We start from the raw sequence: 16,080 nt of genomic DNA on the forward strand, positions 1-16,080 counted from the left end.
GCCGTGGCGGGTATCGACAAGTCTGCCGATACGCTCACCGCTCGCACCGGTATCGTCACGCGGCCTTCCGCCCCGGTCCATGCCCCGGTCGGTGCACCGAACGGAGGCGACGCGACGAATACCGGTCAAACATCAGCGCCACATGCTGATCGGCTGACCGTTGGCCAGGATACGCCCGTCCAGCCGGCCCGGCCCGGTTTGCCGCAGATTGGCCTGCGGTTTGCCTGCCATGTCCAGGAGCACGACCTCGCGCCCCCTGACCTGCCACTTGCCGATCCGGAAGAGTTCGGTCGTGTAGCAGCCCTGCGTCCACGCCCGATAGGCGCCGAAGCTCTCGTCGGGCTTCAGGTCGATCGAGCAATTGCGATAGTTGTCGCCGTCGGTCATCTGCCAGGCGCCCACGTATCCCGGTGCCCCGGCCGCCGACACGCTCCCATTGGCACCCGACCCGCCATAGCCGGACGCCATCGCCCCGCCGGCAAGCAACGCCGCGCTGGCGATCATCGCGTTCGGATCCACAGACACGCTGGCCGACCGCCCCTTGGTCTTCGTCACCTTCGTGCGGCCGTCTGCGCTGGTCCAGGATTTCGACTTGGATTTCGAGTAGACCGTGGCATTGGGATTGCCGCCCGGCTTGCCCACGACGCTCGTCGGCGTGCCGTACGCTGTCATTCCCGTCGGACGGACATGGTTCGAGCTGCTCTGGCAGGCCGCCAGCAGGCTCGCCACGCCGCCGATCAGGATGAATTGAAGTCCACGGTTCATTGTTGCCTCCACATATTTGAATTCCGGTCGCACCGAATTTCCGCTGCGACACCGCTGCCGATAGCCCTCCGCCTCTAAATTTCCGTTAGTCGGACGCCTCGCTTTCGACCGTCACGCCCCTTTTTGCGGCGCGAACGCCCGCGGCGCTGCCGGTTCCCCGGCCGGGCAAGTGCCGCGGTTTTCCCTTGATTTTCGCTGGCGCGAAACGAGCCATTCACCAAACCGCATCATTTTTGAGCAGAAACGGAGGCTGCCCTTGAAAAGCCATGCTGCGGTGCACAATTTCCCATCGAAACACGGATCACCATCCTTCAGGAGGCGGACATGCCGCACATCGGTTTGAAGGAGGGCGTCATCCGGAGGGTAAGCGGCACGGAGCGGCAGGATTTCCGTGACCATCTTCTGCGGCTCTCACCGAAGAGCCGACGCAGCCGGTTTACCGGCAGCGTGTCCGACCTGTTCATCGAACAGCATGTCGATCGCCTCTTTTCCTCGGAGGCGATCGTCTACGGCTGGGTCGTCGACGGCGTCATCCGCGCCGGCGCCGAACTGCACCCCGTCGGCGGCCCGCTCCGGGCAACCGCCGAGGCCGCCTTCAGCGTCGAGGAAGGCTGGCAGGATACCGGCGTCGGCACCGCCCTGCTCGGACGCGTCCTGCGCGCCGCGCGGAACCGGGGCCTGAGCCGTCTGATCATGACCTGCCTGCCGGAAAACGCCCGCATGCAGCGGGTCGCGCGCAAGCACGGCGCACGCCTGCAATGGCAGGAGGGCGACGTGCACGGCCTGATCAATCCGCCGGTGCCCACGCCGATATCGTTGTGGCGCGAGGCGATGGAAGAAGGCGAAGGCTTCATGAACGCGCTGTTCCGCCCGCCGAAGGTCGCGGCGGAATAGCCAGACCGGCACGCGGCCGGCCGTACCCGGCCCTGCGTCCGCGCTAGCCGCCCGTCCCATCCGGCCGCCGACGCAACAGCTCGGCGGCCGCGATCCCCGCCAGCAGCCAGAAGCCGCCGACGATCAGACCCGCGGCGATGTCGCTCGGGTAGTGCACCGACAGGTAGACGCGGCTGAAGGCGATCGCCGCGATCAGCACCCCGGTCCAGTAGGTGACGTCGTAGCGGCGCCGGTAGACCGGCAGGTCGCGGGCGATCACATAGGCTACGATGCCGTAGACCGCCATCGCCCCCGTGGCATGGCCGGACGGAAAGGACGGCGACCAGGCGGTCACCTCCAGCAGGAACGCCGGCCGCGGCCGGTCGATCAGGAACTTCCCGGTCCATGTCGTCACCTGTGATCCGGCGATGGCGATCCACACAGCCGGGATGCCCCAGGTCGGACCGCGCGCCCACAGGAAGCCGGTCGCCACGATCGCCACGGCGGCAAGCGTCGCCGTGTCGCCCAGTTTCGTCAGCCCGGTGAACAGCTTGACCAGATACGGATTACGCAGCGGCGCGACCAACGCGACGACCCAGTCGTCGAACGCATCGATGCCCTCGGATTCCAGCACCGCCTCGACGAGACCGAAGAACACGACCGCCAGATAAACCCCTGCCACCGCGATCAGCGTGAGCGGAAGCCCGCGGAAATGCCGCGGATCGAAGCGCCCGGCGAGCGCCGGATAGAGCCGCGGGAAACGGCCGCCAAGCCATTCGTGGATCGGGCGCCCGCGCGCCACCACGTAGGCTTCGCCCAGACGGGGCCGCAGCCGGCGCAGCATCGCCGGCCCTCGGGACAGGAGCCACCAGCCGAACGCGTAAAGGGCGAGCGCCGCCAGCGCGCCGGAGGCGACGAAGACCAACGCCCCGGTATTGGACAGGGGTTCCAGGGTCATGCGGATTGTTCAGGGATGGAATCGATACGGGTCACGCGCCGATACGACCATCGAATCGCGATCGCGGCAAGGTTTTCCCGTTTGCCAAGCGCACACGTGACTGGCGACTTGTCAAACAGTGAACCGGCAACTTAAATGGCACTTGGTTGATATCTTAACGATTCGGTCATGCTCGATCCGCAGGAACCGCCACCCTGCCCACGCCTGCTAAAGAATACGCGTCCCGGTCATAGGATCGACGCGACGATCGACGTGACCCCAATGCATCGCCTGACCGATCTCACAGGCGCCAGGATAGCCGATCGGGCCTGTTCGACCGTGGCCATGGTCGAGGCCCTCGAACCCCCGGATCGATGCCAGCGTCACGCGCCTCCGGCTGGCCGGATGTTCCGCTCTCGTGGGTCGGGAAATCCTGACTGGCGCATTCATGCTGAACGCTGTGAAAAGGCCTTGCCAAATCTACCCGGCGAACCATTTTCCAGCGTACGCTGACAGTTTGCCAGATGCCCGATATCGTGTTGGGGGATCGGGTATCAAGGGATCGTGGGTCGGCCAGTATTAGGTCGGCCCACATCCCGACCGGGCGCGGCGAACAGCCCGGCACTTGAATTCGCGCCCGGACCGGCTATCCATCCACTCGCAACGTCCCTCCCTTTCCTGATGGCGCGGCCCGGCGCCCGCCCCGCACACGTCCGACAGCCCATGCCAAATTCGCCCGATCTGTATCTTGAGGATATCCGTCCCGGATTGCGCTTCGATACGCGCTCCGAGACGATTACCGAAGCCGATATCATCGATTTCGCCGAACGCTTCGATCCGCAGTACTTCCATGTCGATCCCGAAGCGGCGAAAGGATCCGCGTTCGGCGGCCTGGTCGCCTCCGGCCTGCATACGCTGAGCGTGACGATGCGGCTGTTCTTCGATCTCAAGCTCTGGCCGAACGGGATCATCGGCTCGCCCGGCATGAACGAGGTGCGCTGGACGCGCCCCGTCAAGCCCGGCGACACGCTGACCTCGTCACTGGAAGTCGTCGCGGTCAAGCCATCGCGGTCGAAGCCCGACCGCGGCGTCGTCACCACCAGCCACGAGACGGTGAACCAGAACGGCGAGACGGTATTCACCGCCCTCTGCCTGCACATGGTGCGGCGGCGCTCCCCCGCCTGATCGGCCGGTCAAGCGCCGACGAAGCGCCCGGCACCGGCGGGTTTCGGCAGGAATTTCTGCGCCGCGGCGATGGCATTAAGGCCGTCCAGCACCCTATCGTCGGCCGACGTTGGCCGGCGGGACCCCGCGTCGACATGGATCAGCATCTGCTCTGCCGTCGCCACCGGCGTGTCGTCGTCGCGCTTGTAGAGCGTGTGGAAGACCTGCAGCCGCGTCGCCTCCACGCCGAGCACCTGCGTCGTCACGTAGAGCGGCTCGCCCAGGGCGGCGTCGCCGATGGTCACGACATGGCTCTCGGCCGTGCGGTACCCTTTCCCCCTATGACTGTCGGCAACATCGACGCCGACATGGCGCAACAGCGCGTCTGACGCGGCCCCGAACACCTGGAGACAACGGCCCTCGGTCATGTGGCCGCTATGGTCGGTCCAGTCGCTCTCGACCCGGCAGTCGTGCAGATGCAGCGGCATCGACGGATCGATGCCTCCTTCGCGCGCCGCGGCCTGCGCCCTGTCCCGCAGCAGGTCCCCGTGGCGGTCCACGGTCGCCCCGGCCCCGTAGCCCTGTGTCCTGAGCGCCGAGAGCACCGAGACAAGGCAGTTGTCGCGCAGCCGTTCCAGCTCGCGGATCGACATGCTCCCGGCCTGATCGTCGGACTGGCCGGCAATTCGGTCGACGAAGGCGTCGGTCAGCTCCGGCACGTCGGTCAGTTTCGTCCACGGCCATTTCAGCGCCGGGCCGAACTGCGCCATGAAGTGGCGCATGCCCGCCTCGCCGCCGGCGATCCGGTAGGTCAGGAAGGTCCCCATGAACGACCAGCGGAGTCCCGGCCCGAAGCGGATCGCCTCGTCGACTTCCTCCGTCGTGGCGATGCCGTCATGGACGAGCCAAAGCGCCTCGCGCCACAGTGCCTCCATCAGCCGGTCGGCGACGAAGCCGTCGATCTCCTGCTTCAGCATCAGGGGATGCATGCCGATCGATCGGTAGAACGCAGCCGCCTTCCGCTTTGCGTCCTCTGATGTCAGCGCCCCGCCGCAGACCTCGACCAGCGGCATCAGGTAGACCGGATTGAACGGATGGCCGACGACCAGCCGGTCCGCCCCGGCCATGTCTTTCTGCATGTCGCTCGGCAGGAGACCCGAGGTCGACGAACCGAAGATGACGTCGTCCCCCGCCGCCCGGCTCGCCGCCGCGAGCACCGCCTGCTTGAGATCCAGGCGCTCCGGCAGGCTCTCCTGCACGAAATCCGCGGCCTCGACGGCGGGCTCGACAGAGGAGACGAGGCGCAGCCTCCCTTCCTGCGCGCCGGCGTCGGGGAACAGCCGGCGATAGGCGCGCCTGGCGTTGCCGAGCACCGCTTCCATCTTGCGGCCGATCTCGGGATCGGGGTCGAAAAGATCGACGTCGAGCCCGTTGAGCAGGCAGCGCGCCGCCCAGCCCGCGCCGATCACACCGCCGCCGATGAGGCCGACCCTGCGGATGTCAGTCATTGCACCGGCTCCCTGGGAACAATGCGGTCTCGCGGATATCGCAGGACGGCAGGTCGCTTTCGTCATCGGCCTTCATCCGGCGGGACTTGGGCGCTTTCTCGACGTCACCACCGCTTCTGCAGATTGAGCCTGCCGCGCACCTCGTCGGGACCGAGCACACGGGCGTTCATCGCCTCGAGGATGGTCACCGCGCGCTCGACCAGCATGGCATTGGTCGCAAGCTGCCCGCGCGACAGATAGAGATTGTCCTCCAGCCCGACCCGAACGTTGCCGCCGGCAAGGGCGGCCATCGCCACAGTGGGCAGCTGCATGCGGCCGATCGAGAAGGCCGAGAACACGGCGCCCCTGGGCAGTTGGCGGGCAAGCGCCAGCAAGGTGTCGGGATCGTCCGGCGCGCCGTAGGGAATGCCCATGCAAAGCTGGATCATAGCCGGATCGTCGATCAGGCCCTCCTCGATCAGCTCCTTGACCATGACCATGTGGCCGAAGTCGAAGACCTCCAGTTCCGGTTTCACGCCGGCCGCCTGGATGCGCTTGGCCATGGCCCGCAGCATGTCGGGCGTGTTGGTCATCACGTAGTCGCCGCCGGCGGCGAAGTTCATCGAGCCGCAGTCCAGCGTGCAGATTTCCGGCAGCAGCGCCTCGACATGGACAAGGCGCTCCGTCGCACCGGCCATGTCGGTGCCCCGCTCGTCGACGGGCAGCGGCCTTTCCGTGCCGCCAAGCACCAGATCGCCGCCCATCCCCGCGGTCAGGTTGAGCACGACATCGACGCCGGACGAACGCACCCGATCGACCACCTCCGCGTACAGTTTGGGATCGCGCGCGCCCCTGCCGGTCTCCGGATCGCGGACATGGATATGGGCGATGGCCGCTCCGGCCCTCGCCGCCTCGATCGCCGAATGGGCGATCTGCTCCGGCGTCACCGGCACGTGCTCGCTCCTGCCCGCCGTGTCGCCCGCGCCCGTCACCGCGCAGGTGATGAATACGTCGGTATTCATGGCTCCTCCCGTCGGTCCGCCGAAACGGTGCCGATCCGCTTCGGCCTTTTTCCGGAGGATACGACGGCAGCGCCCCGTGAAACCACGCGTCACGACAAAAACGATATCACTTACGACGGAAAGACGGCTGAGCCCTTGTCACCCGTGACATCGGGCGCCCCGCGCGATCGGTCATGCGGCCGCCCCTGGCGCGGCGGAGCCCGCTTCACGCTCGCTACGGGTACGGTCTGCGCGCGGACGGCCTGGAAACCGTCAGTTTTCCGGCCCTCGCCCGAGGTAACGCGGCAGGTCGTCCTGGATCTTGAGCCATGTCACTTCGTCCTCGACCCAGACATGGCTCGCCGGCGGCACCTGATCGGGCTGATCAAGGAGACCGATATTGACGTCGACGACCTTCGGCTCCTTCTGCGCCCTGTATTCGAACTGGGCACCACAATTCGAACAGAACCGGCGCTCGCCCCATTCGCTGGACCGATAGACGCTCGGCTCGCCGACCACATACCTGAAACCGTCGATCGGGACCGTCGCCCAGGCGAGCATCACCGCCCCCGTGGTCAGCCGGCACAGGCCGCAGTGGCAATAGCCGGCATCGATCGGCGGCACCGTGATCTCGTAGCGGATACGCCCGCACGCGCATCCGCCCGTCAGCGGCAGTTCCAGGTACTTGATCCTGCGTGGCTCACCCATTTCCCAGCAAATGCCTTCTCGTTTTCGGCAAGCCGCCGCGCCTGCACGCGATTCGTCACGATCGTCCCGGCGACACCAGCGCCCGTGACGAAGACAATCGTCGACAACACGCTGATGTCCGGGGTGATTCCGGGCTTGGCCTTCGAGAGGATCACCATCGGCAGGGTACTCGCGCCGGATCAGCTTGTGAAGGTTGCGGTAGCGAGATCTTCGCGCGACACGGCAATGGGCAGGCGCCGGTGATCGCCGCGCGTTTCGTCGCGACGCCCCGATAGGCCGCGCATTAGGTAAGCAGAACTGACAGTAATCCCTCCATTTCCCGAAATCATTGAAACGAAATTCTGCTCGTCGCGTGAAACGATCGAAAAGCACGAACGTTAGTTTGGCAGCATCGGAGGAAAAAAGCCCCGCAAATGGGGTTGCAGGAGAGGACCATGTTGACCACCCATTCGATGATCTTTCTGTCGGCCGTCGCCGCAACCGGGATCGTCATCCTGACCCAGCCCTCGCACAGCGAGCAGACGGTCGGCGTGGAACATGTCAAACTTCAGGACCGCCACCCGTCCTTCAATGTCGGCGATGCCCTGCGTGGCGCGCTCGGCGCCGAACGCGCCGGCGAGACGGTGCCCGCGCCGGAATCGACCCCGAAGGCCGATCAGCTCAACGTCGTTATCAGGAGCTGCGATAGCTACACCTGGCCGAAGATCCCGACCGCCTGCCTGACCGTCGCGACCAACGACACGTCCGGCACGGGGCCGCGTGCGGTCACGGTCGAGGACCGCCCGGCCGAACGTGTATCGATCGTTACCCCGGCCGTGACGATTGTCGCCCAACGCTGAACGCGATCTCAACGCCTGTCGGTTACACAGGAAAAAGAGTTTGAGGGAGGTAACAATGAAACGGATCGCTCTTGCCATTGCGGTCGCCGCAGCCGCGCTCGCGGCCGGCACTCCGGCGAATGCCAACGCCAATGTTCAATTCGACCCGTTGACGATGCGGGTGATGAAGCCGGCCCGTGTCGCCACGACCGCACAGCAAGTCAAGCGGATCCCCCGCGAGATCGTCCGCTACGCCGGTCCCTACGCCCCGGGCACCATCGTCGTCGATACCAATGAGCGCCGGCTCTACTATGTGATGGATGGCGGACAGGCCATCCGCTACGGGATCGGCGTCGCTCGTCCCGGCTTCGAGTGGTCCGGTGCGCACAAGATCTCGATGAAGCGCGAATGGCCGGGCTGGACGCCGCCGGAAGAGATGAAGAAACGGCAGCCGGGCCTGCCCGACTACATGCCCGGCGGCATCGACAATCCGCTGGGCGCGCGCGCCCTGTATATCGGCTCGACCATCTATCGCATTCACGGCTCGAACCAGCCGGCCTCGATCGGCCAGGCCATGTCGTCGGGCTGCATCCGTATGCTCAACGAGGACGTCGTCGACCTCTACGAACGCGTCAGGATCGGCGCCCAGGTCGTCGTCCTCTGAAACGATCCACCTGAACAAGCTGTCCCCGCGGCTTGTTGATCGATCACCGGCGGCCGGTCCTGACCTCCCGGCCGCCGGTGGCGTTCTTGAGCGACGCTTAGTCCAGCGCGCTTCTCGCCCGCTTTCCCGCCGGCACGAACATGTAGCCGAGGCCGCGCACGGTCTTGAGCACTTCCGGCTTGCTCGGGTCGGTTTCGATCTTCCGCCGAAGCCGCATGATGCGGATGTCGATCGACCGGTCGAAGGCCTCCATGTCCCGGTTGTGCGCCATGTCGAGCAGCTGGTCGCGCGACAGCACCCTGTTCGGGCACTCGGCGAAGGACTTCAGCAGATCGAACTCCATCGACGTCATCGGCACGTCTTCGCCCTCGCGGGTATAGAGCCGCTTGGAATCGAGATTGAGGATGCAGCGTCCCATGACGACCTCGTGCCCCATCGTGGCCGGCGGCTCGTCGTCGCGCGCCTCGCCGCTTGCCAGCCGCCTGAGCAGGCTGCGGATGCGGGCCAGCAGCTCGCGCGGGTCGAAGGGCTTGGTCAGATAGTCGTCGGCGCCGAGCTCGAGGCCGACCACCCGGTCGACCATCTCGCCGCTGCCGGTCAGCATGATGATGCCGACCGGGCCGCGATCGCGGAGATAGCGGGTAAGGGTAAATCCGTCCTCACCGGGCATCTTCAGGTCGAGCACAACGACATGAACGGGCCTTTCGGCCAGAACCGCCTTCATCGCCGCACCGTTCTCGGCCGTGGACACGAGGAACTCGTTGGTCAGGAGGTAGTCTCGGACCATCTCCCGCACGTCCGGATCGTCGTCGACGACCAATATATGAGGATTGTCAGTCACGAAATCACGCAGACGCCATTCGGTTCCAGCGCACCGATACTAGCGGACGGTGCGCGGAGGTGCATCAGCTTTCGTACCGGAAAGGCGGCACGGCAGGGCGGCCCCGGGAGAGCCCCCCGCGAGCGCGCCGCTGCCGACTATTTCGCGGTCAGCCCGTCGAGAGCGTCCAGCGCCAGCATGTACCCGGCGGGGCCAAGGCCGCAGATCACGCCCTTCGCGGCGGTCGAGATCAGCGATTTCTGCCGGAATGCCTCACGCTGGTGGATATTGCTGAGGTGCACCTCGAGCACGGGATAGCCGCACGCCAGAATGGCGTCGAGCAGCGCGACGGAGGTGGTCGTGTAGCCGGCGGGGTTGATCATCCCGCCGACGACCGTGCCGCGGCCCTCCTGTATCCAGGTCACCAGCTCGCCCTCGTGGTTCGACTGGCGGAAATCGATCTCGAGGCCGAGGGCGGCGCCGCGCTCGCGCAGCCGCGCCTCGATATCGCCGAGCGTATCGTATCCGTAGATGTCCGGCTCCCGGGTTCCCAGGAGATTGAGGTTCGGCCCGTTGAGGACGAGGATCTTGCGGGTCATGAGGCGCTTGCGGTCCCTGAATGCGATGGTTTCGAATCTTCCGGCGAGCATGCCATCCCGCGCGGTTCATCGCCAGTTCAGCGTCATCCGCGTCGCCCGCACCGATCGGGCGGCCGCCGCGCCGACACCATGCCGTCGCCAAAATACTGGGATTGCCCCGAACATCGTCTATAATCGCGCTAACCAGCTATTTTGGGGATCTGATCGGGCATCGTTTCGACGCCGAGAGCTGGGACGAGTTTCCGGATGACAGAAGACGTTTGCCGGTCAGCGCGGCAAGGCGACGGCATCATCGTGACGGCATGATCCACGGTATCCTGTGATGAACGACGACGATCTTGTCATTGTTCTCGGCGACGAAGCCGAGCCGGGCACACCGGATCCGGGAGAACCCTGGAAGATCGTCGTCGTCGACGACGATCCCGCCGTTCATGACGGCACGCGCTTCGCCCTGCACGGCTACAGCCTGCAGAATCGCGGCCTGGAGATCCTTTCGGCCTATTCCGCCGAAGAAGGCCGGCGCCTGATCGCCGAGCACCCGGACACGGCCGTGGTGCTGCTTGATGTCGTCATGGAGACGGACACGGCCGGGCTGGAGCTGGTCGGACAAATCCGCTCCGAGCTGAACAACGAGACCGTCCGTATCATCCTGCGGACCGGCCAGCCGGGACAGGCGCCGGAACGGCGCGTCATCGTCGACTTCGACATCAACGACTACAAGGCGAAGACCGAGCTAACCGCCGACAAGCTTTTCACCACCCTGACCGCGGCGCTGCGCTCCTACGAGCAGCTTCGCCGCATGGACGAGACCCTGCGGGGCCTCGAGGTCATCATCGACGCCGCCTCGACCCTGTTCGACGCCCACTCCATCGAGCGATTGACGGAAGCGGTGCTCGAGAAGCTCGCCCGACTGGTCGCAGGCGCGTGCAGCGGTGTCGCCGTTCTCGGCAGCGGCAAGGCCGGCTGGCAGGACATGGCGGTGATCGCCGCGTGCGGATCCTATGAGTCTGCCGACCGGCCGGCATCCGCCGCCGACCTGAGCGACGACGCGCGCGCCCTTATCGACGCCGCGGTCGACGAAGACGGCATCGTGTTCGGCGAGTCGGATTTTGCGGCGTGCTTTCGTTTCCGGACGAACCGCGAGGTCGCATTCCTGCTCGAGACCGGCGGGGGACTGTCGGAAACCGATCGGGCGCTGATCGAGGTCTTTTGCAGCCGGCTGGCGGTCGCGTTCGATAACGTCGTCCTCTACGAAGAACTGCAGGAAGCGAACACCCGGCTGGAGGAGCGCGTCGCCCAGCGCACCGAGGAACTCAACCGCGCCAACGCCTTCAAGAAGGAGGTCCTCGGGATCGTGGCGCACGACCTGAAGAATCCCCTTAGCGTCATCCTCGGTCGCGCCGACATGCTGCGCCAGCAGGTGACGCGCGATCCCCTGCCCGCCGACAGCATCCGCAAGCAGGTCGACCAGATCACCCTGTCCGCGCAACGGATGACGTCGATGATCGAGGGGCTGATCAGGGAGGCGATGAACGACGCGCTCGACATCACGATCCGCCGCCATCCGCTCGATCTCGTCCGTCTCGTCCACGCGGTCGCCGAGAACAATCGGCCGCTGGCCGAGCGCAAATCGCAGGATGTCGCGGTGGCGGCGCCGATGTCGCTGCCGATCCGGGCCGATTACGACCGGTTGCGCGAGGCGATCGAAAATCTGGTGTCGAACGCCATCAAGTACACGCCCGCTGGCGGCCGTATCCGGATTTCCGCTGACCAGAACGGCAGCCTCGCGACGATCTGCGTCTCCGATACCGGCCCCGGCCTGTCGGAAGAAGACAGGACCCGCCTGTTCGGCCGCTTCCAGCGCCTGTCGGCGCAGCCCACAGGCGGCGAAAGCTCGACCGGCCTGGGCCTGTCGATCGTCAAGCGGATCGTCGAGCTGCACGGCGGCGCCATCTCCGCCGAGCCGACGCTGGCCGACAGTGGCACCACCTTCCGGATCGAGCTGCCACTCTCGCAATGAACGGGTTTGGAAGCGACCGGGCTCAGAACGGCAGCCCGACGTAGTTTTCCGCCAGCGACTGCATCGCCGCCTGCGACGAGAACAGATAATCGAGCTCGGTCTTCTGCAGGCGCCGGTCGAAATCGTTGGCGTCGGGGAAACGGTGTAGGAGCCGCGTCATCCACCAGGAAAACCGCTGGCCCTTCCAGACCCGCGCCAGCGCGCGCTCGGAGTAGCGGTCGAGACCGGTCGGATCGCCCTTCCTGTAGTGGTCGACCATCGCGTGATAGAGATAGTAGATGTCCGACGCCGCGCTGTTGAGGCCGCGCGCGCCGGTCGGCGGCACGATATGCGCGGCATCGCCCGCCAGAAAAAGGTTGCGATAGCGCATCGGCTCGGCCACGTAGCTGCGCAGCGGCGCGATCGACTTTTCGATCGATGGTCCGGTGACGATCGTCGCGGCGGCGTCCTCCGGCAACCTGGCGATCAGCTCGGCCCAGAACCGCTCATCCGACCAATCCTCGACACTGTCGTCGAGCGTGCACTGGACGTAATAGCGGCTGAGCACCTGTGACCGTAGCGAGCACAGCGCGAAGCCGCGCTCGTGGTTGACGTAGATCAGTTCCTTGGAGACCGGCGGCGTGCGTGACAGGACGCCCAGCCAGCCGATCGGATAGACGGTTTCGTACTCCTTCAGGACGTCCTTCGGGATCGACGTGCGGCTGACGCCGTGGAAGCCGTCGCAACCGACGATGAAGTCGCAGTCGACGCGATGCACCGCTTCGCCGAGCCGGTAGGTGAGATAGGGCGACCCGTTGCCGTCGAAGGCATGCGGCGTAACGTCTTCGGCATTGTGGACGACGACGCCGCCCAACCGGTCGCGGCCCTCGTAGAGATCCCTGGTCAGCTCCGTCTGCCCGTAGACGATGACGGTGTTGCCGCCGGTCAGGCCCTTCAGGTCGACCCGGTGCCGCTTGCCGTCATAGGCGATGTCGAACCCGTCGTGGATCTCGCCTTCGGCGTCCATGCGATCGGAGACCTGCGCCTCGCGCATCAGGTCGGCGAAGCCGTGCTCGAGCACCCCCGCGCGAATGCGGCCCAGCACGTAGTCCCGGCTGTGGCGCTCCAGGACGACAGTGTCGATACCCTGGAGGTGCAGCAACTGCGACAGCAGCAGTCCCGACGGACCGCCACCGATGATCCCCACCTGGGTGCGCATGTTTCCCACCTGTATGCAGAGCTTTTTTCTGCACTTTATCGACAGGGGCGGAGCGAATTAATGGACAGACAGGCGTATCGCTTTGTACTTTTCGGTCACCTAACTCCCTTGAGGGGACAGCGCCATGCATATCGATCCGGCGAGCGGACCGGTTTCCCGCTTCGCGCTCTACGGCGAGACGCCGGGCGCCGACGACCCCGAGTTCATCCATATCGAGGACATCCAGGTCCGCTCGAGCCTGTACGACTGGCGGATCGCGCCGCACCTGCACCGGCGTATGTTCCAGATCGTCCACGTGATCGACGGCCCGGCCAGCGTGCAGATCGAGGATCGGCTGGAGGAGGCAGAAGGCCCCTGCGCGATCTGTATTCCCGGCAACGTGGTGCACGGCTTCGGCTTCTCGCCCCGCACCCTCGGGTTCGTCGTCACCGTCTCGGAAACCCTGTTGCTCGATACCGGCCACCGCGACGCCCACGACCTGTTCGATCCGCTGCTCGCCGAGGCACGGGTCATCTCCTTTCGCCAGGACGAAGCGCGTGCCGGGCTGGTCAGGACGCTGCTCGAACAGATGGCGCACGAGTTCCAGGCCCGGGAACTCGGCCGCAACGCCATGTTCGAATGGCTGTTCCATGCCCTTCTGATGGCGATCCGCCGGCAGATCGCGACCGAACGCGAGAGCGCCGAGACGAAGGGAGAGGACCGCGAGACCTTTTCCGAGGCCTGCCGGCTGATCGAGGATCACTACCGCGAGCACATGACGGTTTCCGCCTATGCCACGCGCCTCGGCATGAGCCAGCCGCGCCTCAACCGGCTATGCCAGCGGTTCGCCGGCAAGACCTTTCTGGATCTCCTGCACGACCGGCTGGCGCTCGAGGCCCAGCGGCATCTGATCTACACGTCCGCGACGATCGAGATGGTCGCCTACGAGCTCGGCTTCGCCGATCCGGCCTATTTCTGCCGGTTCTTCAAGCGGCGCACCGGAAGGACGCCGAGCGAGTTCCGGCGCGAGCGGAACGGCGGCCGCTAGGCCCGCGCATGCGACAGTCGCTTGACCTCGCCCCCCGCCCGCGGAGATAAGCGAGGCGGTATCCTTCAAGGTCATCGTCCGCCGGCTTCAAGAGCGGACGGTCCCACAAACGAGAACGGGAATTGAGACATGACGGTGCGCACCGGCCGCGACGTACTGGGAATTCCGGGCCCGACGACGATACCCGACGAGGTACTGAGCGCCATGCACCGTCCGGCGATCCAGATCTACACCGGAGAACTCGTCGAATACACCGACAGCATCCTCCGGGACCTGAAGGGCATCTTCCGCACCGAAGGCCGCGCCTACATCTACGCGTCCAACGGCCACGGCGCCTGGGAAGCCGCGCTGACCAACGTCCTGTCGCGCGGAGACCGCGTCCTGGTTCTCGAGAGCGGCCGCTTCGCCCACAACTGGGGCGAGATGGCCCGGATGCTGGGCGTCGAGATCGAGACGCTTGAGGGCACCTGGCGCCATGCCGTCGACCCCGCCGCCGTGGAAGAGCGGTTGAGAGCCGACACCGAGGGCCGCATCAAGGCGATCCTCGTCGTCCAGATCGACACAGCCTCGGGCGTCGTCAACGACATCCCGGCGATCCGTGCCGCGATCGACGCGGCCGGCCATGACGCGCTGTTCCTGGTCGACACCATCGCCTCGCTCGCCTGCATGCCCTTCGAGATGGACGCCTGGAAGATCGACGTCACCGTGTCCGCCGCCCAGAAGGGCCTGATGACGCCGCCCGGCCTCGGCTTCGTCGCCGCCAACGACAAGGCGCTCGCCGCCCACAAGACCGCCGACCTGCGCACGCTCTACTGGGACTGGACGGCGCGCGAGGGCGAGCTGCACTACCAGAAATACTGCGGCACGCCGCCCGAGCACCTGCTGTTCGGCCAGCGCGCCGCGCTCGACATCCTGCTCGGGGAAGGGTTGGAAAACGCCTGGAACCGCCACCGGCTGCTGGCGGGCGCCACCCACCGCGCCGTCGAGACCTGGGCGGAAGGCGGCGCGATCGAGTTCAACATCCTCGATCCGCAGTCGCGATCGGCGTCGATCACCGCGGTTCTGGTCGGCGGCGGTTTCGACGTCGCGGCAATCCAGGCCTACTGCCTGGACAAGTGCAACGTCACCGTCGGCGGCGGCATCGGCGATCTGAAGGGCAAGGCGCTGCGCATCGCCCATATGGGATATGCCAACGCGCCGATGGTTCTCGGCATGCTCGCCTCGATCGACATGGCGCTGAAGGCCCTGAAGATCCCGCACGGTCCCGGCGCGATTCAGGCCGCCGTCGACTATCTGGGCGAGAACGTCCCCGCTTGATGTGGCCAGCTTGATGCGGCCGGCTTGACCTGGCCGGCTCGATGGCGGCTTGAAAGAGTGCCGCCGGGCAGGTGTCGGAGGAGGAGAAGGAAGTCCGGCACCCGTCCCGGCGGCTGGCTACGTTTCCCTTACACCCGGACATCCGGCCCACAAGGCCCAGATCCCCCGACCACGGGCCCGGCCGGCCTGTGAACGGCTATCCGTCTGACAAGAGCTCCGTATCCCTGGCTCTCCGCTGACGCCGCCCGCCGAGGCGCGCGGCAGTCCACGCTTTGAGAACCGTTGATTTTTTGCTGGCTGCCCGGCCGGCTGGCCGTTTGCTTGCGCGACGTCTGCCTCAAGCGGTCGCTCGCGGGTGGCGACGCCGTCGGCAGTTGTCTTCTACGATAATATGAATATAAAAGTCAAGTTTATAAACGGACGCATCGAGGCGACCGGAACACCAATCGTAGCAAGGGATCGAATTGGCAAATGCACACCGGCAGGCGTTCGCCTTCCCCCACCGCCGCCCCGGCGGACACCGCGTCCCAGCCCGAGGACTCCGTCGAGTCCAGCGACCTGTTCAAGGGACGGCGTGAACTGATTATCCGCCACAATCAGGAGCGCTACGTGCTGCGCATCACCCGCCAGGGCAAACTGATCCTGAACAAGTAGCCCCGGATACGCGCGCGCGCTCTTGCGG

At 65.9% G+C, this 16,080-nt stretch carries 17 protein-coding genes; 8 read left to right on the forward strand and 9 right to left on the reverse strand.

The window, feature by feature from the left end:
- Positions 1-132 precede the first annotated feature (132 nt).
- A complete protein-coding gene (locus MUB46_RS17045; RefSeq protein WP_261617152.1) occupies positions 133-765 on the reverse strand; it encodes a protease inhibitor Inh/omp19 family protein in 633 nt (210 codons plus the stop codon).
- 324 nt (positions 766-1,089) lie between these two features.
- Between MUB46_RS17045 and MUB46_RS17050 the strand changes: the two genes are divergently transcribed.
- Positions 1,090-1,659, forward strand: coding sequence for a GNAT family N-acetyltransferase (locus MUB46_RS17050; RefSeq protein WP_261617153.1), 570 nt, complete (start codon positions 1,090-1,092; stop codon positions 1,657-1,659).
- Positions 1,660-1,702: 43 nt separating this feature from the next.
- Here MUB46_RS17050 and MUB46_RS17055 read toward each other — a convergent pair whose 3' ends face one another.
- The gene (locus tag MUB46_RS17055) at positions 1,703-2,596 is read right to left on the reverse strand and encodes a phosphatase PAP2 family protein (RefSeq protein WP_261617154.1); all 894 of its coding nucleotides are present in this window, start codon (positions 2,594-2,596) and stop codon (positions 1,703-1,705) included.
- Positions 2,597-3,298: 702 nt separating this feature from the next.
- On the opposite strand from MUB46_RS17055, the gene MUB46_RS17060 reads away from it, so the two are divergent.
- Positions 3,299-3,760, forward strand: a complete 462-nt coding sequence (locus MUB46_RS17060) for a MaoC family dehydratase (RefSeq protein WP_261617155.1) — start codon at positions 3,299-3,301, stop codon at positions 3,758-3,760.
- Between the two features lie 8 nt (positions 3,761-3,768).
- On the opposite strand, the gene MUB46_RS17065 is transcribed toward MUB46_RS17060, so the two are convergent.
- From MUB46_RS17065 to MUB46_RS17080, 4 genes are all read right to left on the reverse strand, one after another.
- Positions 3,769-5,247: a carnitine 3-dehydrogenase gene (locus tag MUB46_RS17065; protein WP_261617156.1), complete on the reverse strand. Its 1,479-nt coding sequence runs from the start codon at positions 5,245-5,247 to the stop codon at positions 3,769-3,771.
- Between the two features lie 104 nt (positions 5,248-5,351).
- Positions 5,352-6,248, reverse strand: coding sequence for a beta-keto acid cleavage family enzyme (locus MUB46_RS17070; RefSeq protein ID WP_261617157.1), 897 nt, complete (start codon positions 6,246-6,248; stop codon positions 5,352-5,354).
- A 252-nt stretch (positions 6,249-6,500) separates the two neighbouring features.
- Positions 6,501-6,935 carry a GFA family protein gene (locus MUB46_RS17075; RefSeq protein ID WP_261617158.1) on the reverse strand — a complete coding sequence of 145 codons (435 nt, stop codon included), beginning with the start codon at positions 6,933-6,935 and terminating at the stop codon, positions 6,501-6,503.
- Positions 6,893-7,093, reverse strand: a complete 201-nt coding sequence (locus tag MUB46_RS17080; protein WP_261617159.1) for a hypothetical protein — start codon at positions 7,091-7,093, stop codon at positions 6,893-6,895. The genes MUB46_RS17075 and MUB46_RS17080 overlap by 43 nt, the downstream gene beginning before the upstream one ends.
- A gap of 276 nt (positions 7,094-7,369) precedes the next feature.
- Between MUB46_RS17080 and MUB46_RS17085 the strand changes: the two genes are divergently transcribed.
- Entirely contained in the window at positions 7,370-7,774 is a 405-nt protein-coding gene (locus MUB46_RS17085; protein WP_261617160.1) for a hypothetical protein, read from the forward strand.
- 55 nt (positions 7,775-7,829) lie between these two features.
- Positions 7,830-8,417, forward strand: a complete 588-nt coding sequence (locus MUB46_RS17090; RefSeq protein ID WP_261617161.1) for a L,D-transpeptidase — start codon at positions 7,830-7,832, stop codon at positions 8,415-8,417.
- A 97-nt stretch (positions 8,418-8,514) separates the two neighbouring features.
- Here MUB46_RS17090 and MUB46_RS17095 read toward each other — a convergent pair whose 3' ends face one another.
- Positions 8,515-9,258 carry a response regulator gene (locus tag MUB46_RS17095; RefSeq protein ID WP_261617162.1) on the reverse strand — a complete coding sequence of 248 codons (744 nt, stop codon included), beginning with the start codon at positions 9,256-9,258 and terminating at the stop codon, positions 8,515-8,517.
- Positions 9,259-9,395: 137 nt separating this feature from the next.
- On the reverse strand, positions 9,396-9,836 hold the full coding sequence (gene aroQ / locus MUB46_RS17100; RefSeq protein WP_261617386.1) for a type II 3-dehydroquinate dehydratase: 441 nt from the start codon (positions 9,834-9,836) through the stop codon (positions 9,396-9,398).
- 319 nt (positions 9,837-10,155) lie between these two features.
- On the opposite strand from aroQ, the gene MUB46_RS17105 reads away from it, so the two are divergent.
- Positions 10,156-11,856 carry a hybrid sensor histidine kinase/response regulator gene (locus MUB46_RS17105; RefSeq protein WP_425256282.1) on the forward strand — a complete coding sequence of 567 codons (1,701 nt, stop codon included), beginning with the start codon at positions 10,156-10,158 and terminating at the stop codon, positions 11,854-11,856.
- A 22-nt stretch (positions 11,857-11,878) separates the two neighbouring features.
- Here the strand turns inward: MUB46_RS17105 and pobA are convergent, their stop codons facing one another.
- Positions 11,879-13,054: a 4-hydroxybenzoate 3-monooxygenase gene (pobA, locus tag MUB46_RS17110; protein WP_261617164.1), complete on the reverse strand. Its 1,176-nt coding sequence runs from the start codon at positions 13,052-13,054 to the stop codon at positions 11,879-11,881.
- Positions 13,055-13,178: 124 nt separating this feature from the next.
- Between pobA and MUB46_RS17115 the strand changes: the two genes are divergently transcribed.
- From MUB46_RS17115 to hemP, 3 genes are all read left to right on the forward strand, one after another.
- Entirely contained in the window at positions 13,179-14,081 is a 903-nt protein-coding gene (locus MUB46_RS17115; RefSeq protein WP_261617165.1) for a helix-turn-helix domain-containing protein, read from the forward strand.
- A 129-nt stretch (positions 14,082-14,210) separates the two neighbouring features.
- Positions 14,211-15,398, forward strand: coding sequence for a pyridoxal-phosphate-dependent aminotransferase family protein (locus tag MUB46_RS17120; RefSeq protein ID WP_261617166.1), 1,188 nt, complete (start codon positions 14,211-14,213; stop codon positions 15,396-15,398).
- A 471-nt stretch (positions 15,399-15,869) separates the two neighbouring features.
- Positions 15,870-16,052: a hemin uptake protein HemP gene (gene hemP / locus MUB46_RS17125; RefSeq protein ID WP_261617167.1), complete on the forward strand. Its 183-nt coding sequence runs from the start codon at positions 15,870-15,872 to the stop codon at positions 16,050-16,052.
- The last annotated feature ends 28 nt before the right edge of the window (positions 16,053-16,080 follow it).

Source organism: Microbaculum marinisediminis, assembly GCF_025397915.1.
GTDB lineage: Bacteria > Pseudomonadota > Alphaproteobacteria > Rhizobiales > Tepidamorphaceae > Microbaculum > Microbaculum marinisediminis.